Below are 24,221 nucleotides of genomic sequence, written 5' to 3' on the forward strand. Positions count from 1 at the left end.
TATCAGTTCCCATTGGAACCACCTCGTTTCTTTCTCAATCAGTTTTAATTTTCCTAACTGACTATGGAAGAATAATATAGGCGTATTCGATTAAAAGGAATATAAATAGAAATTAAGTAAAAATAAAAAGCATTCCATTTTTCGGAATGCTTAATCGATATTTTACTTCAGCGCTGCCTTACTTTTAAGTGGCTTCCACCAGTCTTCGTGTTCCTTATACCAATCAATCGTCTTGATAATTCCCTTATCAAACATAATCGTTGGTTCCCAGCCTAATTCACGTTTGATCTTGCTTGGATCGATTGCATAACGACGATCATGACCAAGACGATCCTTGACATATTTGATTCGGTCTTTGGAAAGACCAAGATTTTCGACAATCAAATCAACAATCTGGTTGTTGGTTTTTTCGTTGTGGCCACCGACATTGTAAATTTCACCAGGTTTTCCTTGGTGAAGAACCAAATCGATTGCCCGACCATGATCCTCGACATACAACCAATCACGAATATTTTCGCCGTCTCCGTAAATCGGCAGATTCCCCCCGGTCATTCCATTGGTAACCATTAAAGGAATTAACTTTTCCGGGAACTGGTAAGGACCATAATTATTGGAAGTACGGGTGATATTGATATTCAGGCCATAAGTCTCGTAAAAAGCCCGTGTTTCCAAATCAGCCGCCGCCTTAGAGGCCGAATAAGGAGAATTGGGTGCCAAAGGAGATTCTTCGTTAAAATACCCTTCCTTGCCCAGACTTCCGTACACTTCATCGGTAGAGACCTGCAAATATTTTTTGATGCCATACTTTCTAGCTGTTTGCAATAGATTTACCGTGCCTTCAACATTGGTCTGAACAAAAATTTCCGGATGAAGAATCGAACGGTCAACATGCGATTCAGCGGCAAAATTGACAACTGCATCGAAGTCGTAGGTCTTAAATAAATAATCGACCAATTGCGCATTGCGGATATCACCGTGAATAAAAATATGGTGTGATTCATTTTTAATATCATCAAAATTATGCAGATTACCGGCATAAGTCAACAAATCAAGATCGATTAAATTATAATCCGGGTGTGCTTTCAACATATAATGTACAAAATTAGAACCAATAAAACCGGCTCCACCCGTAACAAGAATATTCATTGCCATTTAATCAAATCTCCCCATAAACGAAATTATTTTCAGCATCCTTGAGCAGTGGATGCTTTAAATCCTTATCGGACATAATTGCATGTTCGACATTGGTTGGCCACTGAATACCAACATCGGGATCATCAAAAGCAATTCCTCGGTCGGCTTTTGGCGCATAATATCCATCAACCTTATAGACAAAATTGACATTCGGAGTCAATGTCACAAAACCGTGGGCAAATCCCTTTGGAACCAATAATTGACGATGATTATATTCGGAAAGAATGTATCCTTCCCATTTGCCGTATGTCGGTGAACCTTTGCGCATATCAACCAAGCAGTCCCAAACAACTCCGGTAACAACCCGAACAATCTTCGTTTGCGCGTATGGCGCCAATTGATAATGCATGCCTCTTAAAACACCTGCTTCGGCCGAAAGAGACTGATTATCCTGAGTAAAATCAAATTTTAAACCAAGTTTTTCAAACTTTTCTTTCGTCCAGGTCTCCGTAAAGAAACCCCGTTTATCACCAAAAACCTCTGTTTCAATCAACTTGACATCCTGCAAGCTCGTATCGATTAATTTAACCATTCATTTATTCTCCTCATCGGCAATTCGTAAAAGATAACGACCATAATCATTTTTTTTCAATGACTGGGCTAATCCGCGCAACTGCTTACTATTTATATAACCCATTCGAAAAGCGATTTCCTCAAGAGCGGCAACCTTCAAATTTTGCTGTTTTTCAATCGTAGCAATAAAATTAGCCGCATCGAGCAAAGAATCGTGCGTGCCTGTATCAAGCCAGGCAAACCCTCGTCCCATGACTTCGACTTCCAGGCTTCCGCGCCGCAAATATTCGGCATTGATATCGGAAATCTCAATCTCGCCACGACTGGAAGGCTTGATTCCCTTGGAGATTTCAACAACATCGTTGTCATAGAAATAAAGTCCTGTCACGGCATAATGTGATTTCGGCTTTTTCGGCTTCTCGACAATCGAAAGCGCCCGTCCATCTGCATCGAAATCAACGACTCCAAAACGTTCAGGGTCCTTTACCCGATAGCCAAAGACCGTCGCGCCATTCTTCTTTGCTGCAGCTGTTCGCAAAAGCTTTGTTAATCCGGCTCCGTAATAAATATTATCCCCAAGCACTAAAGCAACATTATCATTGCCAATAAAATCAGCTCCCAGAATAAATGCTTCAGCTAAACCATTTGGTTTTTCCTGAACCTTATAGGAAATATTCAAGCCTATCTGCGATCCGTCGCCAAATAGCGCTTTAAATTGATCAACAAACTCCGGAGCACTAATTAAGAGAATATCTTGAATACCGGCTAACATCAAAACCGACATTGGATAATAAATTATCGGTTTATCGTAAATCGGTACCAATTGCTTGCTGGTGGCTTTCGTAATCGGATAAAGCCGAGTACCGGAACCACCCGCTAAAATAATACCTTTCATAAAATTCCTTTCATTTATCTAACAATAATTAGTATACTAATTTTTTTGAATATATAGCTGTTTATGCAAAAATTATAAAGAAAATGAAATTTTAATTTTGTAATTTATCGTATTTTGAGCAAATATAAATGATACTATTATGTTGATTTTTAAAATTTATTGAATTTTGGGAAAATAGAAAATGCCGTATAAAACGCTAAAAACAATTGACTATGAAGCACATCACGACAGCAAAACAGTCGGAACAGAATACGAACGGCGGATTCACAATTATGGTATTTTCAAAAGCGGTCTTTATCCTTTTCTGATCGATCATCAAGAATTGTCACAGGATCGTCGCGAGCTGTTCATCACCCCTTTAAGAGAGATTGCAATTGCCTGTGAACGAATCGAATATAATTCGGCCGAATTGAAATCCAAGCTAAAAGAACTTCCTCCAATTGCCGAAGAACTATATTTAAAAAAATCCCTCATTAATGAAATAACTACCAGCAATCGCCTATCAGGAATTGCAGTTAGAAGAACGGAAGTCAAGGCAGCCCTTGACTCGATCAATAAAGACAATCAAGAACAGGTTCGCTTTGCCCCGATGGCAAAAATGTATAACAAAATTCTTGAGGATGACTTCCAAAGAATCGAAAGTTTTGTCGACCTTCGAAAGGTATACAATCAGCTCCTCTTCGGTTTAATTGAAAAAGAACAAATGCCGGACGGTGCCTTCTTTCGTAATCGACCGGTTTCGATCAAAAATGATCAACAGAAAATTATTTTTCAACTGCCCGGCAACGAAAACGATCTGGAACAACGGCTGAGTAATTGGTTGAAATTTATTTCCAACAAAAATATTCCTTTCATGATTAAAGGATTATTGGCTCATGGCTATTTTGAGAATATTCATCCATTCTATGACGGAAACGGCCGAACAAGCCGCTATATTCTTTCTCTTTACTTGGCCAGAAAATTAGACCTTGTTACCGGCTTGAATGTTGCCCAGGCAATTTACGAAAATCGGGAAAGTTATGAGAAGGCTTTGCTTGCACTCGGTGATCAGGGAAATTTCGCCGAAGGAAGTTTTTTTATCAATGATTCACTTTCGATGATTGAAAATCGGCAGCGCAAGATCATCGAAGATCTCGATGTAAATATTAAACAGTTGTCCCGAACCAATAAAAAAATCCAGCAAATTTATCAAATAAATTCACCGGAGTATTTTGTTTTAAATCTTTTATTACAATCGAAAATATTCACTGATAATCAAGCAGACGGACTCCTTGATCGTGAAATTGTCGAAATTTCGGAAAACAGCAAGCATTCCAAACGGGCGATAAACCTGGCGATCAAATCTTTAGAGCAAAAAAAACAAATTACTACCCTCAAGAAAAATCCATTCCAGCATTCAATCGATATAAACTAAAATCAAACAGGATTGGCTAAAAGATCAATTTCTTCGGCAATAACTTTCTCTAATTTCTGCTGTGCCTGCTTTGAAAAACGGGAATAAGAATAACTATGTAAGAGAAAGTTCTGAATTGATTTTAAAAAGACAATATAGTTCGGTCCTTCTTCAGGCAGGCCAACGAAAAGACTGCGGTTATTTTTCCTAACCGTTTGCCAGGTACTGTCCAAATGAGCTCGATGAACCATTAATGGTTGGTTTACATGATAAAGAGACTCGCGCATTAAACCCGCCAACCAGGTTGCTTGATCGTGAGCCTGGTCCAAACCGTTCGAATCAGATCTGATTCCCGCATAAACTTCTTCAAGCGGTCCAATAATTGATTTCTTAAAAGCCATTGAACAACCGTCACGACGAATAATCAGATTATGGAGGTCAGGAATAACTTGGCCTACATCCCCATTTCCGACTTCGTCAATTGTGTCTTTTGGAAGGATCTTTTGATCAGCCGGAAGGAAATTGTAATCGGATACCAAAACTTCCATATCATCGTTTTCAGAAAAACATTTCATTGATTCAGAAATTTTGTTTTTATTCCAAATGTCATCTTGGTCGGCAAAAAAGACAATATCGGTATCGGTTTGATCAACCATATCCATAAAGTTGTCCCGCCAGCCTTTCCTTTCGGGATTAACCTGAAAATCCCAGCTATTCTGTAAATCATGTTCAAAAATAAAATTTTTAACAATTGTTTCCGTATCATCGGTTGAACAATCATCGCGAATAATTACTTTTGTCGGTTTAAGCTTTTGATTGGCAATCGAATCGAGTTGATCGTAAATATATTTGGACCCGTTGAATGCCGCCATAATCACTGTTGATGTTAATTTCATAACCACCCCCTAATTTAATTGTAATTTTTTCTGACAAAAGTACAAATCAGGGTTAAGTTTGTGCACTCATTAAAAATAAATCGTATTTAAGTGTGCATTGAATATCAGAAAATGAATTCAAGATAGTTCATCAACTGAAAAACTGCGAATTTTATTCTTGATTTCTTCTTGAAAATTCCGCTGTAGGAAATATGGATAGGACTGATTGCCGGCAAAAAATTTTTCAACTGCCTTCAAATAAACAACGAAACTAAGACTGTCACCATATAAATGATCTTTATGCTGCTTTTTTTCAGTTTGCCAAGTGCTGTCTGAATGAATCCGTCTAATAAACAAAGGCTGGTGAAGATGATAAAGCGTTCCGCGGGCAACTGCCGCCAACCAAGCAGCCTGGTCGTGAGTCTGGGCAACCGCATTAAAATCGACTTTTACACGACGAAAGATTTCGATTGTCGAATCAATAATCGACTTTCTTAAAGCCATGCCGCACCCAGGACGGTATACGGCCAAATTCGTCAGTGTCAGATCGACTTTATAGAGTTGACTGGAAACAGGTGTCTCTTCAAGTTGACGAACAACCAACAAATTTTGTTCTTTGGGAATAATTACATAGTCGGAAACCAACACTTCCATTTCCTCTTCGGCCTCAAAGGCAGTTAAAGTAGCTTCCACTTTGTTTTCCTGCCAAATATCGTCCTGGTCACTATAAAAAACGACATCGGTTTCAGTCTGCCTCAACATTGAAATAAAATTTTCCCGCCAGCCTTTTCTTTTTTGATTGACTTTAAAATCCCAACTAGCTCGCAAATTATTTCCGTCAATAAACTGGTTGACAATTTCAGCCGTATCATCACTTGATTTGTCATCGCGAATAATAACTCTGGTCGGCAAAATACTTTGATTAAAAATTGATTGAAGCTGATCATGAATATACTTGGAGCCATTGAACGTTGCCATGATCACAGTGGACGTTAATAACATATATCACCTCTTACATACATTGTAAAGCGTTTTCAAATCTTCTGCTGAGGTAAGACTTTCCCAATCTACTGGAGATCCTTTAAAATTCAAAGTAGAATGACTGTATCGTAAAAATTGTCATAGTAATATAATTTAAGTCATAAAGGAGAATAAACGAATATGAGCTTAAATTTGGGTGCCGGCGACTTAACAAAAGCTACCAAATCAAATTATGATTTGGTAGTCGAGAAAACAAGCATTCTGGTTCAATTTAAGGAGGCTGCTTACACAGGGGAAGGAAACAACAATCTACTCATATTAAAAACATCTTTTAGCAATCTGAGTTTCGATGACAAAATTATCGACGGCATTGAAATCTTGATTGGTAAAATTTCCAAAAAGCAGGAGCCAAGTTTTCAGGGATTAAAACAGCGGCTTACGAGGCATTAATTGATTTCGGGGAAGAAAAAAAGAAAACTTCGATTCTGCCCCTTGTCGTAAAGGCCAGGGAAAGCAAAACGGTCTTTCTCATTTTCGAGCGAGCAAATGGATTGGACGAGTGGCCAAGAAAAGCAAACCATTACCATTTCCTCGTTTCAATTGATTATAAAAAATATAAAAAAGTTTATTTGGAACTCCAAGAAGATCCAATCAGTCTTAAAGAATTCAAGAGCAGAGAGGGATTAGTTATTTGAATCAATTCAATAAAAAAACGCTTCAATAGGAGCGTTTTTTTATTATAAATATTAAAAGTAAGAACCCTTCTGAAAAAATCGAAAAATAACAAAAATCAAACAAGCCAACAATTTATTCTTTTTTAAGAACCCTCTTCTTTGATAAATAGAAGGAATTAATTTTCTTAAAAACTGATCTCATAAAGAATAAAACGGCTATTGTGATCATATCTGTCCCCTCATAGCAGAGAACATCGTAATTCATAAAGGATGCCAAAAATATAAAGAAAGAAAGTAATGGTATAAAAACTATTTTTTATCAAAAAGTTCATGGCGATATTTATTTGGAGTAACACCGGTTATCGAATGAAAAATTTTTACAAAATAACTTTTATCAACAAAGGACAAGTAATTGGAGATTTCCTGCAGATTTTTCTTATTATCAGCCAGCATTTTTTTCGCTAATTCGATTTTCTTATTATTCACATACTGTTTGACGGTCACGCCATACCTTTTTTTGAAAATTGGATTAAGGGTTTGTTTAGAAACATTTCCCTTTTCGGCGATTTCATGTAAGGTTAGCTTTTTTTCAAGGTTGCCATCAATGTAGTTGCGACAAATAAAAGCAACACCGGCGCCGTCTTCGCGATTATGGTTTTTCAGTTTATCAAAATATGCCCAAACAATTTTTTTGATTTCACTATAAAAATTAACAATCTGCTGCTGATATACCCGATTGATAAGTTCCATTCTAATTTGGCAGATTCATTCAGCGACAAACCAGAATCAATCGAATGATCGGCCATGCTGCAAATAAAAGAAATTAACAGTTCCTTTAAATAACTCTGATCAGCCGGGACGATCAATTGATTTTTCTGATGTTGATAATTCGGAAAAAGAGATTTCAACTCATTCATATTTTTGATGATATTCTTTTGATCCAAGGCCTGTAAATTATTCGCAATTTGTTCCTGGTAAAAAAAGAAAAGCGATTCTTTGGAATCTTTTTTAAAATTCAGATTTTCAACCTGTTCCACAAATTGTTTTTGTTCCAGCCAATAAACCATAACTTGGCGGGTCGGCGGTTTCTTTTGCGTATAAAGAGAAAAAACAAGTTCAGCAAGTTGTCCGGCATCAGCAATCGAGTGGACATCGCTTTGGGACTTGTCACTAAAATCTCTTTGAATATATTCATTTGGAAGCAACAAAATATGCGTTTCCAAATTAATCGGCAATTCGATCATGACCTTGCCTGCTCCGCGAATCAGAACATAGTTGCCCAAGTTGGCCAGGCGAAAAACCCGCTGCAGATCGTCTTTCCCAATTGCCGGTAAAACAAATTTATTGGCGTCGAATAGAAAATCGAGGCTGCCTTTTTTTACAAAAAAAATCTCCTGATCGGAAATATCACTGAAAAATTTGAGTTGTTGATTAGATTCATTCATATCGCAGACAAAAATAGAAACAAAAACAACTTTATACAAATTAATTATAACGTTACATAAATAAAAGCTTTCAGTTGCTAAGATACGGGCGTTTATTAAAAAAAAGAACGGGGATGATTAATTTTTTAAAAAAGAAGTTGGAATTTTTAATCGAAAAATAAGGGAAATTTACGGAGAACTACTTTGTCAATCGAATTTAAGAATATTACAAAAACTTATGATCAAGCACCGGTACTTGAAAATATCAATGCCGAAATTGAAAACGGTGAATTCTTTGCAGTTGTCGGACCATCAGGATGCGGAAAGAGTACCCTTCTAAGAATGTTGGCTGGCCTGATCGATATAACCGACGGAATTATAAAGATTAATGGAAAACAAATTAATGGACTGGCCGCCAAAGACAGAAATCTGACGATGGTTTTTCAGGATTATGCGCTTTTTCCTTTTCTCAATGTCGAGGACAATATCGCTTTTGGATTAAAGGCCAGAAAAATGCCCGAAGAGGAAATTAAAAAGAGAGTTGCTCACGCGCTTGAAATGGTTGATCTTTCCGATTATAAGGAAAGAAAACCGAGGGATCTTTCCGGTGGCCAAAGGCAAAGAGTTGCATTGGCCCGGGCAATCGCCAGCGATGCCAAAATATGTTTAATGGACGAGCCTTTATCCAATCTGGATGCCCAATTAAGAGTAAAAATGCGTTCCGAAATTCGCGACTTGCAGCAAAAACTAGGTTTAACGCTTATTTATGTCACCCATGATCAAATCGAGGCAATGACGATGGCTGATCATATCATGGTTTTAAACGACAAACATGTCCAACAAATCGATACGCCGTTGGGAATTTATAATCAGCCGGCTAACGAATTTGTTGCCAATTTTTTTGGCTCCCCAAAGATCAATATTCTGTCAGGAAATTATCAATCGAACAATCACGAGATTACAATCGACAAATATTTAAAAATAAAAGTCAATAAAAAACTTGATAAGAACGACTATGTGGTCGGAATTCGACCGAATCAAATGGACTTTGAAACAATTGATAATTTAAAGGAGGGAAATGCAAGCGTAAAAAATGTTTCCAATTTAGGTTCGCAAACGATTGTATCGGCTTTACTGGATAATGGCCAAACAGTCAGAATCGTAAAAGAAAATCAGCTATCGATTGCCCCGGGAGAAAGAATAAAAGCCACTTCAAGAGGCGACGCTTTCGTTTTCGATCCTGAGAAAAGAAACTTGGCTGCCATCAGCGTGGGAGTTTAATCAATGGAAGAGGAAAAGAATTTACTCGATGCAAAAAAACAAAATATTCTTGAAAATTCAAAAAAATCAATATTGGCGAATAAAATCAGCGTCAAAAAAAATGACAAATTTTACGCACTGCTGTTTTTAGGGCCGTCGCTGCTCCTTCTAATTCTTTTTATTTTTTATCCAATGCTGAAAACAATCTATCTAAGCCTGTTCTTGACGAATGGGAATGGACAAAACACAGTCTTTGTTGGTTTGGAAAACTATGTTTCCCTTTTAACATCCAGCACTTATCTTGCCAGCTTAGGATCCACTTTCGTTTATGTTATTGGTGTTTCTGTTTTGACGATTTTTTTAGGTCTTTTACTAGCAAGTACAGCCAGCAAAAACGTTAGAGGGTCCGGTTTTTTTCGAACAATTTTTTCTTCGACGATGGGCGTTTCCATATCGGTCTCGGCAATCTTTTGGCTATTTATTTTTAATCCTTCAATTGGAATTTTAAACCAGGTCGCAGCCTTCTTTCACCTGCCGATTCTAAACTGGTCAACCGATCCGAACTTGGCGATGATTTCCGTGATAATTTCAACTGTTTGGATGAATTTGGGCTTTGCGTTCCTGGTACTTTTCAGTGCCTTCGAATCTTTGCCGCTAAGTCTCTATGAAGAAACAGCAATTGAGGGAGTTGGCCCGGTCTACCGATTTATGCACGTGACAATTCCACTCATCTCACCAACTCTTTTCTTCGTTTCTATCATTACATTAATCGAATCATTTAAAAGTTTCGGCCTAATCGATCTAATGACAGCTGGTGGGCCAAACAATGCAACCAATATGCTGGTTTACCAAATTTATCAAAATGCTTTTTTGAATGGTAATTATTCGCAAGCCAGCGCTGAATCGGTCATCCTAACGATTATTATCGCTATCTTAACCTTTATTCAATTCAAATATTTGGAAAAGAAGGTCAGCTATTAATGGAAAATCTAAATCAGTGGACCGGAAGCAAAAAAACTTGGCATTACCTGTTGCTGATAATTTTGTCGCTTCTAATCCTTGGTCCTTTTATAATCGGCCTTTGGACAAGTCTTCTACCGACTGCCGACATTTCAAGCGGAAAACTGTTTATTGACAATATTTCCCTGGACAACTATTGGGCAGCCTTGACGCAAACACCAATAATTCGCTATTTGTTCAACAGTTTGTTTATCTCGATTTTAACAATGATCTGTCAGGTATTTTTCTGTTCCCTGGCTGCGTACGCTTTTGTCTTCATTGATTTTAAGTATCGGAATTTTTATTTTTATCTGGTTCTTTCAACAATGATGCTGCCATTTGAAGCAGAAGTAATTCCTAATTTTCAAACAATCAAATCATTAGGATTACTGAACAGTTACTTGGGAATGGTCATCCCCTTCATGACTTCGGCTTTTGGTATTTTTATGCTGCGGCAGTCTTTTATGCAAATGCCTTACGAATTAAAGGAAGCCGCCGACGTTGAAGGGTTGAGCCATTGGCAATTTTATCTAAAAGGAGCTTTGCCCTATAGTAAATTAAGCGTTTATACATTAGCAGCCTATAGTTTCCTTTCTGCTTGGAATCAATATCTCTGGCCCTTGTTAACAACTTTCAGTGACGACTACCGGCCAGTTCAAGTAGGCCTGCGCGAACTTCAATCCCAGGAAACTTTCAACAACTGGGGGATGATCCAGGCGAGCGCGGCAATTATCGTCATTCCAACCCTGATCGTTCTATATTTTGGTCAGCATTACTTTAAATCGGGTCTCAATGAAGGTGCCGTCAAATGAAAAATCAGAAGAGAGTTATTTATAACTTAATCATCGTTCTTACGGTTGCGTTTTTATCTTTGCTCCCAGTTAGTTTGTTGGGCAACAAGCAGGCCTCTGCAGCCGACAATTCCAAAAGAATTAAAATTGTTTTTTGGCATGAGATGACCGGACCGGCACAAACGCAACTCAACGAATTCGTCAAACAATTCAATAAATCGCAAAGCAAATATCAAGTCGTTTCTCAATTTGAAGGAACTTACGAAGAAGCCGTTCAAAAAATCTTAAACACACATGGAAGCAATACTTCTCCGGCCGTTTTTCAATCAGCTGATATTTCAGTCAGCCAACTTTATCACAGCGGCTATATCACGAAGGTCCAAAAGTTCATCGATAAAGACAAGAGTTTTAACGTAAACGATATATCCTCGGTTGCCCGAGCCTTTTATAGTCAAAAAGGAGAGCTATTGGGGATGCCCTTTAATACATCGCAACCAGTTCTTTACTACAATGCGTCGTTATTAAAAAAATATAATATCACTCCGCCGCCAATGAATCCAAGTTATAGCGATATCACTCGCGTGGCAAAACAGCTCTATCAAAGATCAAACAAAAAAGTCAAAGGAATGACAATGGAAGTTTATGGCTGGCTATTCGACCAATTGATTGCAAATTCCGGCAACTATAGCGTTAACAATCAAAACGGTCGTCTAGCAACACCAACAAAAGCTTCTTTCATTAATTCCGGTTCGCTGAAAGCGATGGAATGGATCCAAGAAAACGTTAAAAGCGGCGACTTTATAAATTACGGTTCCGGTACAAACGCCTCAGCCAATGAAATGGCAGCCTTTTTATCCGGAAAATTGGGTATATTCATGGAATCATCAGCCGATATCGGCCAGTTGATTCTCGGCATGAAAAATCAAAAACTTGGTGTAACCTACTATCCTCATGCTGACGGCCAAAAAGCCAACGGCGTCGCAATTGGTGGTGCCGCTCTTTGGATCAGCAACGATAAAAGCTCAGAAGTCCAGCAAGGCGCCTGGAATTTTATTAAATACCTGGAAAGCGCCAAAAATCAAGCTACCTGGCAAAAAGCAACCGGCTATCTGGCTTTGAATAAGAACTCGAAAAAGACAAAAACTTTGAAAAATCTTTATAAAAAGAATCCAGCGCTAAAGGTTCCCAGCGAACAATTAGCCAAGACCGTTCCAAACAATTCCAACTCGGGAATCTTTGTCGAAGGAATTGTCCAGGAAAGAATAATTCTCAACACAGCCCTTGATCAAATTTATAACGGCAGCAATATAAAAAGCTCTTTGACTCAGGCTGAGGAAGCTATGAATAGTTACATTAAAAATAATAATCGAGCCAACGGTTGGCGTTATTAAAATCATCATTTAGGGAGTATATAAAGAAATGTCAGATCAGAAAACTTTAATTTTTGCCCATCGTGGAATTCCAGCCCGCCTTCCGGAAAATTCATTGGCAGGTTTCCAATATACAATTGACCATTCGGCCGATGGAATTGAATTCGATGTTCATTTAACCAAAGACCGGGTTCCAGTGGTCATGCATGATGAAAGAATAGATCGAACAACAAATGGAAACGGCTTTATTAAAGACTATCAATTCGCTGAACTTAAAAAATTCAAATTAGCCGACGGGCAGACAATCCCTTCTCTAAAGGAGCTTTTAAAATTAGTCGAGAATAAATCAATTAGGTTAAATCTTGAGTTTAAGACCGATTTATTCCACTATGAAAATATCGAAGCCATCGTTATGGAAATGGTCAAAAAAACAAATCTCAAATATCAAATTATCTATTCGTCTTTTTATCTAAACTCTTTAAAAAAATGCTATCAAATGGATAAGAATGGCCAATACTGTTTTTTGACTCCTAAATACCTTCATAATGCCCACCATTTTATGAAGATTAATCATTTGGCTGGTTTGCACTTAAAGCACTATCAAAAATTGGCAAACACAACCGAAAGAATCTGGACAATCGATGATCCATTAGAAGAGAAAAAACTGTTAAAAAAGCATGTTGCCGGCATTTTTACGAATAATTTTCAAAAAGCCGCCGAAATATTGAACGAACAATAGGCAAACTGTCAATTGCCAAGATTGCAATTTTACCGATAAAGATAAGCAGAAATATTCATTTTAGAAACAAAATAAAATCTTTTAAATTTATTCAGTATTCATTTTTCAAAGTGCAGAATCATTAAATAATCAAATATAGGAATATAAGAAAAGAACGTTGAATCATTCAACGTTCTTTTTTATGCCCTATGAAAAAATCCAAATATTGAATTCTACCATTGCTTTTGAAACCAATTGGAGAATGCTTCAACATCGACCTTCTTTGCAACTTTGGCATTAAAAGGTTGTTTTAATTTACCACGATCATCAATAACTGTAGCGCCACGCGTATATTTGCCGCCAATTTCGACAGCAACAAAGGCCGACGCAAGCGTAAAGAATTCCGGATGAAGCAAATAAGAAACCGTCAGAGCATCGTAAATATTAAAAGTATTCCTATCAGGACCACTATGGTAACCGCCAAACATTAAGGATATGGAATATCCAATTATTCCAGAAGCTTTAATCGATGTTATCGTGTTCTTGTTTATCTGTGCCATCCGTCCAATTTCTAAAGGAATAATCGTTAATGGTATCGTGCTTTGAAAGATAATGTTTGCTGCTTCCGGGTCATTAAAAACATTAAATTCCGAAAATATGCCAGCGTTTCCTCTGCCCCAAGATCCACCCATCATAATGATCTCTGATATTTTTTTTCGATCTTCCGGATATTCTTTTAATAAAATTGCTAGGTTTGTCAATGGTGCAATCGCCAAAATTGAAATCTTGTGATCAGAGTTACTTAACAATTTATGAATGGAGGAAACTGCATTTGTATTTAAAAGCAGTCCTTTGTCTGGAGCAGGAAACTTCGCATCTCCAAGACCATTGTTTCCATGGACCGATCGCGCCTCAAAATTCCTTCCCAATAGAGAAGCTTTGGAACCAGCGGCAACGGGAACTTTTTTACCCCAAAATGTTAACAATTTTAGCGCATTATTAGTAGACTGTTTAACGCCAATATTCCCATGAACAGTTGTGATTAAATCGATCTTTAAGTTGCTGTTCCTAAAAGCAAGCGCTAAAGCCAAGGCATCATCAACCCCCGGGTCGGTATCTACAATTAGCTCTTTGAGTTTATTCATTCTTCCCCTGCCAGCAATAAAGGTATTTTAGTTTGAGTTTTAACATCAAAAATACCTTTATCTGATACCTTAATCGAAGGTGACACCAATAAAGAAAGAGTCGACAAAGACATGATTTCATTGGTATTGACATATCCCAAATCTTTCATTGCCAGTCTTACCTTTTTTAATTTATGACCAATAATATCAATGGGTTCATCACTTATGATGCCTGCTATCGGCAGTTGGACATTGGCGACAATTTCTTTATCCTTAACAACTAAATAACCACCCTGCTGACTAGCAACTTTATCGTAAGCAATCGCCATTGAATCAGGATTCGTTCCCAAAACCATCAAATTATGGTGGTCGTGAGCCCAAGTCGTTGCTATTGCGCCACTTTTATTAATAGATTTAGAAACCAAAGCAAGAGTCAATTGACCTGTTTTGCCATATCTTTCCTGAACAGCTAATAATGCCAGACCAGCTTTTTGCCAGTCGACAATACCATCCTTAACAAGCAACTCTTTTTTGACTGCTTTCGTAAATGTTCCTTTAGCAGCTATTTCAATAACATTAGCAGTAATTTTTTTTAGATCTTTTGAAACTCTAAGTGTAAAATCTTTAGCTGATCGATTAGGAACATGAATCGAATGATACTCTTCACTAGCAAACGGTTTCTCATCATCAATCGACAATTTATCTATTGGGACGCCTCTCTTGTATACATTTTTGATAGAGAAACCATCTAAGTTGTTTAAAACGACAAAATCAGCAATTTTGCCGGGAGAAATCACGCCACGATCTTGAAAATGCATGTGCTGCGCGGGTGTATAAGTTGTCATATATATTGCCCACTCCAGCGGTAAGCCACATTTCACTGCCAGTTTGATAATAGAATTAAGGTGACCGTTGATCAAATCGTCGGCCATTGTATCGTCGGTAACCAGGGCCGAATAATCGTAGAAATGGTTCTTAACGATTGTTTCTATATTTTCCTTATTGAGAGATTTTTTCTGGAGCTGAATAAACATGCCATTCTCAATTTTCTCTTTAATTAAGGCAGGCGTTTGCTGAGTATGATCAGATAAAATACCGGCAAAAATGAACTTAGCCAAATCTTCTTTACTAATGTTTGGTACATGGCCTTCAAGGGGCATTCTTGGACGTTTCTTTTGACATAAAGCAATAATTTTTCTGATTAAAGAATTAGGCTCAGAAGTGATTCCTTTAAAATTCATCGCTTCTCCCAGACAAATAATTCTAGGATCTGCCAATAATTCCTTAACTTCCTCTAAATCAATAATTCCACCTGTTGTTTCCAGTTCGGGATTTGTAGAAGGAACAGAAGAAGGAATCGCGAAAAAAGTATCTATCAAAGAAGGCTGATCCATAAAACGTTTAAGGCCTTTAATGCCGCTCGTGTTAGCTATCTCATGAGCATCGGCAATAACGGTTGTCGTTCCAAAACGAATCGCAGTTTCGCTAAAATTAGTTGGCGTGGCCATAGAACTTTCAATATGCATATGCGAATCAATCAAACCAGGAATAACATAAGAACCTTTGAGATCCAGTATATCTTTAAATTTAAAATCATCGGATAGTTTATCTGCTATTTGAAAAAATTTCCCATCGACAATCGCAACTTCTTTTGCAGCGAACTGACGTGTAAAAGTGTTATAAATTTGGCCATTGATTATTTTTAGATCAGCTTTAATCAATTTATTGTTGTCTCCTTAATTATTAATCAGCGAATTCCAACGGGTAATCCAATTCTTTAAATGAGCGTTCACATATTTAAAATCAATTGTTTTAGCCCGATCGGCAATTTTTCCATAAGTTTTATTTTTAGCATTAGCTGCACTTAATTTGACTTTTGTATTTACTGGTGCATTGTTAAGGGAACTTGTTTTAGCGACTTTTTTCTGAACACTTTTAGAAATACGGTAATCCAAATACTTATAGGCGGCTTTCAAATTCTTGGTTCCTTTAACAATCGAAACTGTATCATAGTTTGCATAAGTACCACTGTTGGGCACAACGTAACGAAGATTAGAATTAGAAGTTTCCAACATTCCAACAGCATAGTCACCGACAACGGCAGCTTGAATTTCCCCAGAATTAAACATATTTGCCAAATCAGATGACTGCGTATATGTTTTAACTAGGTTTGGCTTTAATGATTTCAAAGCAGAAAAAGCCGATGCTCCACTTTTGCTAGTGATGCTCTTTCCGGAATCATCTGCCGCAATATATAACATCGCCGGACCAAAGGTTGTTGTAACATCAGGAATCGAGATTTTGTTTTTTAATTTAGAAGACCACAATTGATTCCATGATGTTATTTTGCCAACCTTTTTTGCATTGTAGACAATTCCAACACTATTGATCGTATAAGGAATACTGTTAGTCTCTTTGGCCAGTTTTTGTTCACTTTTCGATAAATATTTAAAGTTTTTCAATTTGGAAAAATCCAATTTCTGAAAGACTTTCTCGTTATTTGCAGTTAATGCATTATTTTGCGATAACTCAACCACGTCAACGTTACTGTTTTTATTTTTTTCAATCTGAGTTAATCTAGTAGCACTATCGCCAAATTGGGTGTTTATTTTAACATTTGTCTTTTTAGAAAACGGAGTTAAAACATCGCTCTGCATTTGTTTGGTACTTAATCCAAAAGTCGAAACCGTCAAACTTCCTGAACTTTTAGCCTGTACATTTGTGTTTATTAATGAAACAAATGTTAATAAGGCTCCGGTAATAATTGCCGCACGCATAAAAATACTTTTTATTAATCCCATTTTAATTCCCTTTTAAATAAATTTATTTGCTAAATCCCAAAACCTTTTGGCTGGGAAAGTTTAAAACAATCGACTGTCCGGAAAGATATTTTTTATCCGTTCCAGAAACCGCAATCACAATCCCTAAAGGTGTATCAATTTGATAGCGATAGCTATCACCCAGATAGGTGGAAAATAATATTTTTCCTTCTAATTGATTATGATTATCCGAATTTTCCGTTTCTTTTTCGATTATTTCGATATCCTCTGGACGAATCGTCAAACTGATCACATTCGGAGATGAGTCAGCCGCTGTAAACTCAAGATTATGATCTAATAAATATTTTTGATTTTTTAAGAACTTTTTTACTTGGAAAAAGTTTTCATAACCAATAAAATGTGCAACGAACTCCGTTAAAGGATGATGATAAATAGATTCTGAACTGTCAAATTGCTCAATCACGCCCTTATTCATCACAGCTACATGATCAGAAATAGCAAAACATTCTGACTGATCATGTGTTACGAAAAGCATTGTTAATTTTAAGCGTTGTTGAATTTCGCGAATCATTTCTCTCATTTCAACCCTTAACTTCGCATCAAGATTACTTAAAGGTTCATCCAACAGAAGAAGACTGGGATGGGTAACTAAAGATCTTGCTAATGAAACACGCTGCTGCTGTCCGCCGGATAATTGGCTTGGAAATCTCGCCGCGTAATCCAAAAGACCAACTATATCCAACATTTCATTTACTCTCGAACTCAGATCGGGCTCACGAATATGCTGATTTTTAAGACCAAAAGCAACATTTTCTCTCACCGTCAGTTGCGGAAAAAGTGCATAACTTTGAAAAACCATCCCAAAATTCCTTTTATAAACCGGAATCCTACTGATATCTTTTCCCTCAACCAGAATTTGACCCTGGTTGGATCGAATAAGCCCTGCAATTGATCTTAGAGTAGTTGTCTTCCCACATCCGCTTGGTCCAAGAAGCGAAACCAACTCACCATCTTCAATCGTTAAATTTATATCATTCAATATTTTATTTTTTCCGTTATAGCTTACTGCCAAATGTTTGACATCTAATCTAGCCATCTGATCCCCTTTTTTTAATTGATTAAGCTTTTCAGGCCTAATTTCTTTTCAGCCATCAGCATGAATATAAGTGTTAGCAACATCAAGCAGGTTGAAATTGCCGAAACAGTCGGATCGTAATTGTTTTGCAGATAATTTAGAATTGACGTCGGCAACATATTCACGTTTGCTCCGCTTAAAAATACAGATACCGGAATGTTATTAAAAGAATTGATAAAGGACAAAAGAAATCCGGAAATAATACTGGTGGAAATATTTGGCAAAACCATTTTGAAAAATCCAGATAAACGAGAAGTTCCCAGAACCCAACTTGCCTCTTCTATACTTGAATCAAATTGCTCCAAACCGCCAATAAGCAGCCTAATCGTATACGGCATACAAATTAGAAAATGTCCAAAAAGGAGGCTGAGAAATAATGGAAAACGGGCATATATAACAAGAGACGAATACAAGGAGAAACCAAGAACAACCTCAGGAACCATAACCGGTGCCAAGAAAACACTTTCTAAGAAATGACTGAACTTTGTCTCACCCCTTGTCAAAGCATAAGCAGCTGGAAGGCCAACCAAGGCAGAAGCAAGCGATGCCAATAATGCAATCACGACACTGGTTATAAAACCTTGAGTAAAAGAATCCTGAGAAAAAATGTTTGCATACCAAGCAAAAGTAAAGCCTTTGATTGGAAAAGAAATAGTTGGTTCAGTTCCAAATGATGTTACGACTATCAAAATCAGTGGAAAAACAAGGAACACAATCGTCACAATCCCAATTATTTTCGTAAGTAAGTGCTTATTCGTTGTCACAATGTTTTCCTCTTATCTACCTTTTTTTGAAATTTCCTTAACAGAAATGTCACAAACAAAGCAATAACAATCATTATCGTTGCGATAACGCTCGCAGCTTGCCAATTCCCGAGGGTCATAGCCTGCTGATACAAAAGTGTCGACATCACCAACCGCTGATTACCTCCCAAAATTTGTGGTGTTGTATAGGCCGTTAACGCTCCGACAAAAACCAGAGTTACTCCAGTAATAATCCCAGTTGTCAATTGAGGAATGGTTACTTTCCAAAATATTTTTGCCGGTCGAGTGCCCAACATCAAAGCTGCGTTGTCCAACTCAGGATCAAGCTTTTCGGATTCGCCAATTAGAGTAATTATCATAATTGGCAAAAATAGATAAACAATTCCGGCAATAATAGATCCATCAGTATAAAGGAAAGACAAAGGACTATTAATAATATGTAGAAATTTCAATAAATTGTTTAAAATTCCACTATTCCCCAAGATCGTAATCCAAGCGTAATTCCGGACAACACTATTGGTTAGGATTGGAAAGACAACTAAAGTCAGTAGAAAAGTCTTTTTGAAACCGGATAGTTTAGAAAGCCAAATGCTGGTTGGGATCCCTAAAAGTACAATAATAAAAGTTGAAACCAAAGCAATTGATACCGTTCTTAAAATTACCAGTTGATTTTGTTGATTGGATAAAAATCCAAAATAACTATTAGCCGAATCTTCGCTGGAAGAAAAAGTCGGCAATACCATCATTATCAAGGGGTAAAAAAAAGTAATAAGCAGAACAACAATCCCAGGAATAATCAATCCGAATTTATTTTTCTTCGACAAAGAAATACCAGCCTTTCAATCATAATTTGCGTCCCTCCAAAATGACGACTAATTCATAATATCACTATTTTACGAACTATATTAGAGTAATTTCCATAATCATTCATAAAAAAGTATTAAAAAAGCCTTAAAAAATATTTTTATTCGTTTTTGTTCGTCTTTAATCGTGATTTACTTGTTTTGTGATTTATGCTTGTAAGACAATTTTTTAAATCCATCAAAATAAAAAGCATCGATGCTTCCAATGATAAATTTTTATTAATATTTTTTTGATTCTCAATATCTATCTGAAATAATTTATAAATAAATAGTTCCCATAAAAATTATGTAATCGCTTGCAAATATTACCATAAAGATTTATTATCTACTTGAGTACTCAAGTACTCAAATTAGGAAATTATCTATGGAATCTTATAAAGGAAATAAAACAACTAGAAAACAAATTGTTTCTAGCATTCAGATGGACATTATAAAAAATAGAAAAATTGGAGAAAAACTGCCATCAGAAAGTGAGTATGCGAATCTCTTTGGAACAGCAAGATCGACAGTGCAAAAGGCTCTAAGAGATTTGGAAACAATGCAGTTAATCGAAAAAGTTCAGGGAAAGGGATCGTTTGTGATATTTAAACATCCAAAAATAGAGATGTTTAATTTTAAAGGATTTTCAGAGTATGCACATCAAATTGGGGCAACTCCAATAACAAAATTAATTAAAAAAAAGAAAATTGACAATGGCCACAAAATGCTTCTCAAGCGCTTACGCAGTATCAAAATCAATGATGAGATAGCTCCTTTGACATTCGACGAATCGATTTTGAGTTTAGATGATTTTCCAGGATTGGATCAATATAATTTTGAAAAGGGTTCTTTATATGACGTCCTAAGAAATAAGTACAACACTTATCCAGCGATAGCTAATCTTGAAGTCATACCAGTTGCTCCAGAAGAAGAAATCAGTAATTTATTGAGGGTCTCAAAAGGTAATCCTTTATTGAAAGTAAACGGTTTTGTATATGACTCCAATTCTGAAATCATGGAAAAAGTCGGCATAATATACAGTGACCAAGCGCGCTTTAAATTCACTCTTGGAATTTAGGAGAAATCGATGAGAGATAAAGACAAAATTTTAGGAACATTATACGGTCAGGCAATCGGTGATGCAATGGGAATGCCGTCTGAGCTATGGCCAATTCAAAAAATTAGAAAAAAATTCGACGGAAAAATAACTGATTTCATGGATGGCACACAAGATAATGAGATTGCGCTGAATTTCAGTCGAGGTGAATACACCGATGATACAAATCAAGCCTTTGCGATTCTTGATGCTTTAATAGAAGCACATTGGGAACCCAAACAAGAAATTCTGGTTAAGCACATTATGGAATGGGCTAATAAAGTTGGGGCGTGGAAAAATAATATTCTAGGACCAAGCAGCAAAGCCGCTCTCACTCTAATTAAAGAAGGAAAAGATCCAACTGAAGTTACAAAAAAAGCGTTGACTAACGGGGCTGGAATGAGAATAGCTCCAATTGGATCTCTTTTTGAAACAAATCAAATAGATAATTTGGTAAAAATGGTATATCAAGTCACAAAAATAACTCACTCAAGTGACGTTTCAATAAGCGGAGCAAGCATGATCGCTGGTGCAGTAACAGCCGGAATTGCCAATTATTCATGGGATGACATTATCAATTATGCAATTAAAGCAAACAACAAAGGACTAAAACTTGGGTCCCCCACTTGGGCTGCCAAAAACAAAAATCGTCTGGAAATAGGAATTGATATAGCGGACAAATATGCGAATAACGAAGACGAATTCAGCAAACAAATCTATGAAACTTTAGGAACTGGGACTATGATTTCGGAGAGCATTCCAGCAGCAGTTTCAGCGGCATATTATACAAAAGATGTTCAAAAATGTGCGATCCTATGTTCAAATCTTGGTGGCGATACAGACACAATCGGAGCGATGGCCACAGCAATCTGTGGTGCTAAAAATGGAGCGTCAAGCATTCCAATTGAATGGAAACAATTGATAGACAAAAAAAATCCGCAACACAACATTGAGGAACTTAGCGACAAAATAATTTCATTTAAAAACTAAATAAAAAAATTTTTTATGAATAACAGCGCAAGAATTTTTGAAATTATTTTATAGATTCCGAAAAGGAGCTAGAAAATGAATGAAGATTCAATCAGGATACAAAATTCAGAAAAAACACTCACGCCGGGTAAGCTTTTTTACAACTGGTTTGCTGCGAACATCGGAATATTAGGATTCGTCTACGGAGCTATAATTGTTAGCTACCATTTATCATTTATACAGTCAACTATTGCAGCTTTAATTGGAGCCCTCTCATTCACAGCACCTGGTTGGGTGGCAATGATCGGGCGAAAAGAAGGAATTACAACTTTTAAACTTAGTCGGGCCGCCTATGGGACCCGCGGAAACAAAATTCCGAATTTCATCGCCTGGATAAATATGATTGGTTGGGTTTCGGTGAACGTTTTAACCGGAACGCTATTACTTACGGCTATGTTCAAAACAATTAATATTCCTAAAACTACTTTGTCTGATGCAATTGCTTTGGCTATCTTTGGTGGATTAGTCATTGCTTCGGGTCTTCTTAAAGAAAACGTCTTGGCCAAAATTCAAACTTGGTTAAGTTGGATTTTTGGAATATTAACACTAGTTATTTTATTTATATTCCTCTTTAAAGCTAATTGGAACGAAGCTTTTCAACTACCATCAGGAAGTTGGGTCAAAGGTTTTTTGCCAGCGATAAGTATCGTAGCTGCAGGATCAGGCATTTCTTGGTCTATGGCTGCAGCTGATTGGGGAGCCTATGTAAAGACTAATACTAAACCTTCCGCCACATTTTGGAATACAACTTTAGGTGGATCAATTCCACTTTTTATCCTAATGTCCGGAGGCGTCTTATTAAGTACAATTTCCCCAAACTTAGCAAACGCAAGTGAACCATTTTCAGTTATGTATAACGTATTGCCAAGTTGGTTCGGTTTTACTTATTTTCTTGTTGCAGTGGGTGGTTTGATCCCGCAATGCATAATATCGCTGCGCTCAGCAAGAATTAATCTATCAACCGTCGGAATAAATATATCTCAAAGATCATCACTTGTAATCCATGGTGCGATCGTTATATTAATTCCGATTTATGTTTTATTTGTTTCCGGAAATTTTCTCAGCAGCTTCGAACTCTTCCTTAATTTCCTCGGTATTTGTTTGGCATCTTGGGTTGCCATATTCTTGTGTGACAGCGTTATGTATAGAAAAAAGGGATATGACATTAAATTAATGGAAAACCGTTCACCAATACATTATAAATGGGATGGAATAATTTCTTGGATTTTGGCTACTCTTATAGGGCTATTATTCACAAATAATGCAATTTGGAACGGGCCGTTCGCGAAAGGTATATTCCGAAATAACAGTTTGGGAGTATTCATTTCCGGAATTACTGCAATTTTATTTATGTTTATTTTTTATTTACTTAAAAAGATGAACAAACGTGATTAGAAGGAGCGTTAATTATGAATAAAACACTAGTAATTGGAGCAGCTTTCGTCGACGTAATAGTTGATGTGCCAAAATTGCCAAAGACAGGTGATGACATTCCTGGAAAACTCAAATCATATGTAGTAGGTGGTTCGGCATTTAATGTTTTTGGAACTCTAAAGCACGAAAAAATTAATACTGATTTATTTGTACCTGTTGGTGAGGGAAATTATGCAAACCAAATCAAAGAAAAAATGAGAGAATTAAAAATTCCAATAAAATTACCAGTTAGGGGAAATGACAATGGATGGGATATTTCCTTTATTGAACCAGGAGGAGAAAGAAGCTTTCTAACAATACAGGGCATTGAACAAGATTGGAAAACGGAATGGTTCAAGACAATTAATATTAATGAATACAAATATTTTTATTTAAGTGGATATGAAATGGAAAATGAAAACGCAGGCAAGGTAATTCTTAAAGAACTGCAGAAACGTATCCCAGAATCATTACTATTATTTGATGCATCCCCTCGCATCTCTTCCATATCTAAAACAATAATTCAAAAAATAATGAAAAAAAACGTGATTATAAATTGCAACAAAGAAGAAGCAAATTATTTCATGCCCAAAGGCCACTCACTAGAAGAAAAAGCGAGAAGGATTTATGCAAAAACAGAAAGTCCCGTTATTGTAACTTTGGGGTCAAACGGAAGCTATTATTATGATGGAAATGATCACATAATTCCTTCTGAAAAAAAGGATAAGATAATCAACACAATCGGAGCTGGCGATACTCATTGTGGCGGTATTTTAGCGGGGTTAAACAAAGATATGTCATTCAAAGATTCTGTAATACTAGCAAACAGGCTTTCCGGTTTAGTAGTTGAAAAAGAGAGCGGCAGTTTGTAAATATAAATATAATTAGGTTCTTTAATTTAAAGTGATAAAAAGGAAAACAGCCCAAGATTTAATCAAATCAGAATTGAAT

The 24,221-nt window shown here is 36.7% G+C and carries 24 protein-coding genes; 11 read left to right on the forward strand and 13 right to left on the reverse strand.

The window, feature by feature from the left end; all coding sequences use genetic code 11:
* Nucleotides 1-162: 162 nt before the first annotated feature.
* The 3 genes from rfbB to rfbA are packed head-to-tail and all read right to left on the reverse strand — an operon-like array spanning nucleotide 163 to nucleotide 2,602.
* Nucleotides 163-1,152 carry a dTDP-glucose 4,6-dehydratase gene (gene rfbB / locus J3U91_RS07530; protein WP_002820835.1) on the reverse strand — a complete coding sequence of 330 codons (990 nt, stop codon included), beginning with the start codon at nucleotides 1,150-1,152 and terminating at the stop codon, nucleotides 163-165.
* Nucleotides 1,153-1,156: 4 nt separating this feature from the next.
* Nucleotides 1,157-1,726, reverse strand: coding sequence for a dTDP-4-dehydrorhamnose 3,5-epimerase (rfbC, locus tag J3U91_RS07535; RefSeq protein WP_002820836.1), 570 nt, complete (start codon nucleotides 1,724-1,726; stop codon nucleotides 1,157-1,159).
* Nucleotides 1,727-2,602, reverse strand: coding sequence for a glucose-1-phosphate thymidylyltransferase RfbA (gene rfbA / locus J3U91_RS07540; RefSeq protein ID WP_002826699.1), 876 nt, complete (start codon nucleotides 2,600-2,602; stop codon nucleotides 1,727-1,729).
* Between the two features lie 181 nt (nucleotides 2,603-2,783).
* On the opposite strand from rfbA, the gene J3U91_RS07545 reads away from it, so the two are divergent.
* The gene (locus tag J3U91_RS07545; protein WP_002820837.1) at nucleotides 2,784-4,016 is read left to right on the forward strand and encodes a Fic family protein; all 1,233 of its coding nucleotides are present in this window, start codon (nucleotides 2,784-2,786) and stop codon (nucleotides 4,014-4,016) included.
* Nucleotides 4,017-4,018: 2 nt separating this feature from the next.
* On the opposite strand, the gene J3U91_RS07550 is transcribed toward J3U91_RS07545, so the two are convergent.
* Both J3U91_RS07550 and J3U91_RS07555 read right to left on the reverse strand, forming a co-directional pair.
* Complete coding sequence (locus tag J3U91_RS07550) at nucleotides 4,019-4,891, reverse strand: glycosyltransferase (RefSeq protein WP_002820838.1); 873 nt, start codon at nucleotides 4,889-4,891, stop codon at nucleotides 4,019-4,021.
* Between the two features lie 117 nt (nucleotides 4,892-5,008).
* On the reverse strand, nucleotides 5,009-5,872 hold the full coding sequence (locus J3U91_RS07555; protein WP_002820839.1) for a glycosyltransferase family 2 protein: 864 nt from the start codon (nucleotides 5,870-5,872) through the stop codon (nucleotides 5,009-5,011).
* A gap of 159 nt (nucleotides 5,873-6,031) precedes the next feature.
* Between J3U91_RS07555 and J3U91_RS07560 the strand changes: the two genes are divergently transcribed.
* Nucleotides 6,032-6,301, forward strand: coding sequence for a hypothetical protein (locus J3U91_RS07560; protein WP_002820840.1), 270 nt, complete (start codon nucleotides 6,032-6,034; stop codon nucleotides 6,299-6,301).
* Nucleotides 6,302-6,834: 533 nt separating this feature from the next.
* On the opposite strand, the gene J3U91_RS07565 is transcribed toward J3U91_RS07560, so the two are convergent.
* Together J3U91_RS07565 and J3U91_RS07570 are read right to left on the reverse strand one after the other, a co-directional pair.
* Nucleotides 6,835-7,275: a helix-turn-helix domain-containing protein gene (locus J3U91_RS07565; RefSeq protein WP_226489934.1), complete on the reverse strand. Its 441-nt coding sequence runs from the start codon at nucleotides 7,273-7,275 to the stop codon at nucleotides 6,835-6,837.
* The gene (locus J3U91_RS07570; protein WP_004164918.1) at nucleotides 7,185-8,009 is read right to left on the reverse strand and encodes a hypothetical protein; all 825 of its coding nucleotides are present in this window, start codon (nucleotides 8,007-8,009) and stop codon (nucleotides 7,185-7,187) included. The genes J3U91_RS07565 and J3U91_RS07570 overlap by 91 nt, the downstream gene beginning before the upstream one ends.
* Before the next feature lie 144 nt (nucleotides 8,010-8,153).
* Between J3U91_RS07570 and J3U91_RS07575 the strand changes: the two genes are divergently transcribed.
* Genes J3U91_RS07575 through J3U91_RS07595 form a run of 5 tightly spaced genes read left to right on the forward strand, consistent with a single transcriptional unit; the run spans nucleotide 8,154 to nucleotide 13,108 of the window.
* Nucleotides 8,154-9,230 (forward strand): ABC transporter ATP-binding protein, encoded by a 1,077-nt coding sequence (locus tag J3U91_RS07575; protein WP_002817298.1) that lies wholly within the window; start codon nucleotides 8,154-8,156, stop codon nucleotides 9,228-9,230.
* Nucleotides 9,231-9,233: 3 nt separating this feature from the next.
* Complete coding sequence (locus tag J3U91_RS07580) at nucleotides 9,234-10,190, forward strand: carbohydrate ABC transporter permease (RefSeq protein ID WP_002820842.1); 957 nt, start codon at nucleotides 9,234-9,236, stop codon at nucleotides 10,188-10,190.
* A complete protein-coding gene (locus J3U91_RS07585) occupies nucleotides 10,190-11,020 on the forward strand; it encodes a carbohydrate ABC transporter permease (protein ID WP_002817296.1) in 831 nt (276 codons plus the stop codon). The genes J3U91_RS07580 and J3U91_RS07585 overlap by 1 nt, the downstream gene beginning before the upstream one ends.
* Nucleotides 11,017-12,390: an ABC transporter substrate-binding protein gene (locus J3U91_RS07590; RefSeq protein WP_002820843.1), complete on the forward strand. Its 1,374-nt coding sequence runs from the start codon at nucleotides 11,017-11,019 to the stop codon at nucleotides 12,388-12,390. The genes J3U91_RS07585 and J3U91_RS07590 overlap by 4 nt, the downstream gene beginning before the upstream one ends.
* Before the next feature lie 28 nt (nucleotides 12,391-12,418).
* A complete protein-coding gene (locus J3U91_RS07595; protein WP_002820844.1) occupies nucleotides 12,419-13,108 on the forward strand; it encodes a glycerophosphodiester phosphodiesterase family protein in 690 nt (229 codons plus the stop codon).
* Between the two features lie 212 nt (nucleotides 13,109-13,320).
* Here the strand turns inward: J3U91_RS07595 and J3U91_RS07600 are convergent, their stop codons facing one another.
* Genes J3U91_RS07600 through J3U91_RS07625 form a run of 6 tightly spaced genes read right to left on the reverse strand, consistent with a single transcriptional unit; the run spans nucleotide 13,321 to nucleotide 19,714 of the window.
* Nucleotides 13,321-14,232 (reverse strand): nucleoside hydrolase, encoded by a 912-nt coding sequence (locus J3U91_RS07600; RefSeq protein ID WP_002817293.1) that lies wholly within the window; start codon nucleotides 14,230-14,232, stop codon nucleotides 13,321-13,323.
* Nucleotides 14,229-15,932 (reverse strand): adenine deaminase C-terminal domain-containing protein, encoded by a 1,704-nt coding sequence (locus J3U91_RS07605; protein ID WP_002820845.1) that lies wholly within the window; start codon nucleotides 15,930-15,932, stop codon nucleotides 14,229-14,231. Before J3U91_RS07605 ends, J3U91_RS07600 begins: the two co-directional genes overlap by 4 nt.
* 15 nt (nucleotides 15,933-15,947) lie before the next feature.
* On the reverse strand, nucleotides 15,948-17,012 hold the full coding sequence (locus J3U91_RS07610) for an ABC transporter substrate-binding protein (RefSeq protein ID WP_002823575.1): 1,065 nt from the start codon (nucleotides 17,010-17,012) through the stop codon (nucleotides 15,948-15,950).
* Nucleotides 17,013-17,034: 22 nt separating this feature from the next.
* The gene (locus J3U91_RS07615; protein WP_002826701.1) at nucleotides 17,035-18,087 is read right to left on the reverse strand and encodes an ABC transporter ATP-binding protein; all 1,053 of its coding nucleotides are present in this window, start codon (nucleotides 18,085-18,087) and stop codon (nucleotides 17,035-17,037) included.
* A gap of 14 nt (nucleotides 18,088-18,101) precedes the next feature.
* Entirely contained in the window at nucleotides 18,102-18,890 is a 789-nt protein-coding gene (locus J3U91_RS07620) for an ABC transporter permease (protein ID WP_002817287.1), read from the reverse strand.
* On the reverse strand, nucleotides 18,887-19,714 hold the full coding sequence (locus J3U91_RS07625; RefSeq protein WP_002817286.1) for an ABC transporter permease: 828 nt from the start codon (nucleotides 19,712-19,714) through the stop codon (nucleotides 18,887-18,889). Before J3U91_RS07625 ends, J3U91_RS07620 begins: the two co-directional genes overlap by 4 nt.
* A gap of 403 nt (nucleotides 19,715-20,117) precedes the next feature.
* On the opposite strand from J3U91_RS07625, the gene J3U91_RS07630 reads away from it, so the two are divergent.
* The 4 genes from J3U91_RS07630 (at nucleotide 20,118) to J3U91_RS07645 (ending at nucleotide 24,142) form a co-directional block, all read left to right on the forward strand.
* A complete protein-coding gene (locus tag J3U91_RS07630; protein WP_002820847.1) occupies nucleotides 20,118-20,810 on the forward strand; it encodes a GntR family transcriptional regulator in 693 nt (230 codons plus the stop codon).
* Between the two features lie 9 nt (nucleotides 20,811-20,819).
* Entirely contained in the window at nucleotides 20,820-21,818 is a 999-nt protein-coding gene (locus J3U91_RS07635) for an ADP-ribosylglycohydrolase family protein (protein WP_002817284.1), read from the forward strand.
* A 75-nt stretch (nucleotides 21,819-21,893) separates the two neighbouring features.
* The gene (locus tag J3U91_RS07640; RefSeq protein WP_002817283.1) at nucleotides 21,894-23,252 is read left to right on the forward strand and encodes a purine-cytosine permease family protein; all 1,359 of its coding nucleotides are present in this window, start codon (nucleotides 21,894-21,896) and stop codon (nucleotides 23,250-23,252) included.
* A 14-nt stretch (nucleotides 23,253-23,266) separates the two neighbouring features.
* Nucleotides 23,267-24,142, forward strand: a complete 876-nt coding sequence (locus J3U91_RS07645) for a carbohydrate kinase family protein (RefSeq protein ID WP_002820848.1) — start codon at nucleotides 23,267-23,269, stop codon at nucleotides 24,140-24,142.
* Nucleotides 24,143-24,221 lie beyond the last annotated feature (79 nt).

This window comes from Oenococcus oeni, assembly GCF_020510245.1.
Taxonomy (GTDB): domain Bacteria; phylum Bacillota; class Bacilli; order Lactobacillales; family Lactobacillaceae; genus Oenococcus; species Oenococcus oeni.

Coding starts and splice junctions, on each gene's coding strand:
- rfbB (WP_002820835.1), bottom strand. CDS start 1,152: ATGGCAATGAATATTCTTGTTACGGGTGGAGCCGGTTTTATTGGTTCT.
- rfbC (WP_002820836.1), bottom strand. CDS start 1,726: ATGGTTAAATTAATCGATACGAGCTTGCAGGATGTCAAGTTGATTGAA.
- rfbA (WP_002826699.1), bottom strand. CDS start 2,602: ATGAAAGGTATTATTTTAGCGGGTGGTTCCGGTACTCGGCTTTATCCG.
- J3U91_RS07545 (WP_002820837.1), top strand. CDS start 2,784: ATGCCGTATAAAACGCTAAAAACAATTGACTATGAAGCACATCACGAC.
- J3U91_RS07550 (WP_002820838.1), bottom strand. CDS start 4,891: ATGAAATTAACATCAACAGTGATTATGGCGGCATTCAACGGGTCCAAA.
- J3U91_RS07555 (WP_002820839.1), bottom strand. CDS start 5,872: ATGTTATTAACGTCCACTGTGATCATGGCAACGTTCAATGGCTCCAAG.
- J3U91_RS07560 (WP_002820840.1), top strand. CDS start 6,032: ATGAGCTTAAATTTGGGTGCCGGCGACTTAACAAAAGCTACCAAATCA.
- J3U91_RS07565 (WP_226489934.1), bottom strand. CDS start 7,275: ATGGAACTTATCAATCGGGTATATCAGCAGCAGATTGTTAATTTTTAT.
- J3U91_RS07580 (WP_002820842.1), top strand. CDS start 9,234: ATGGAAGAGGAAAAGAATTTACTCGATGCAAAAAAACAAAATATTCTT.
- J3U91_RS07585 (WP_002817296.1), top strand. CDS start 10,190: ATGGAAAATCTAAATCAGTGGACCGGAAGCAAAAAAACTTGGCATTAC.
- J3U91_RS07590 (WP_002820843.1), top strand. CDS start 11,017: ATGAAAAATCAGAAGAGAGTTATTTATAACTTAATCATCGTTCTTACG.
- J3U91_RS07595 (WP_002820844.1), top strand. CDS start 12,419: ATGTCAGATCAGAAAACTTTAATTTTTGCCCATCGTGGAATTCCAGCC.
- J3U91_RS07600 (WP_002817293.1), bottom strand. CDS start 14,232: ATGAATAAACTCAAAGAGCTAATTGTAGATACCGACCCGGGGGTTGAT.
- J3U91_RS07610 (WP_002823575.1), bottom strand. CDS start 17,012: ATGGGATTAATAAAAAGTATTTTTATGCGTGCGGCAATTATTACCGGA.
- J3U91_RS07615 (WP_002826701.1), bottom strand. CDS start 18,087: ATGGCTAGATTAGATGTCAAACATTTGGCAGTAAGCTATAACGGAAAA.
- J3U91_RS07630 (WP_002820847.1), top strand. CDS start 20,118: ATGGAATCTTATAAAGGAAATAAAACAACTAGAAAACAAATTGTTTCT.
- J3U91_RS07635 (WP_002817284.1), top strand. CDS start 20,820: ATGAGAGATAAAGACAAAATTTTAGGAACATTATACGGTCAGGCAATC.
- J3U91_RS07640 (WP_002817283.1), top strand. CDS start 21,894: ATGAATGAAGATTCAATCAGGATACAAAATTCAGAAAAAACACTCACG.
- J3U91_RS07645 (WP_002820848.1), top strand. CDS start 23,267: ATGAATAAAACACTAGTAATTGGAGCAGCTTTCGTCGACGTAATAGTT.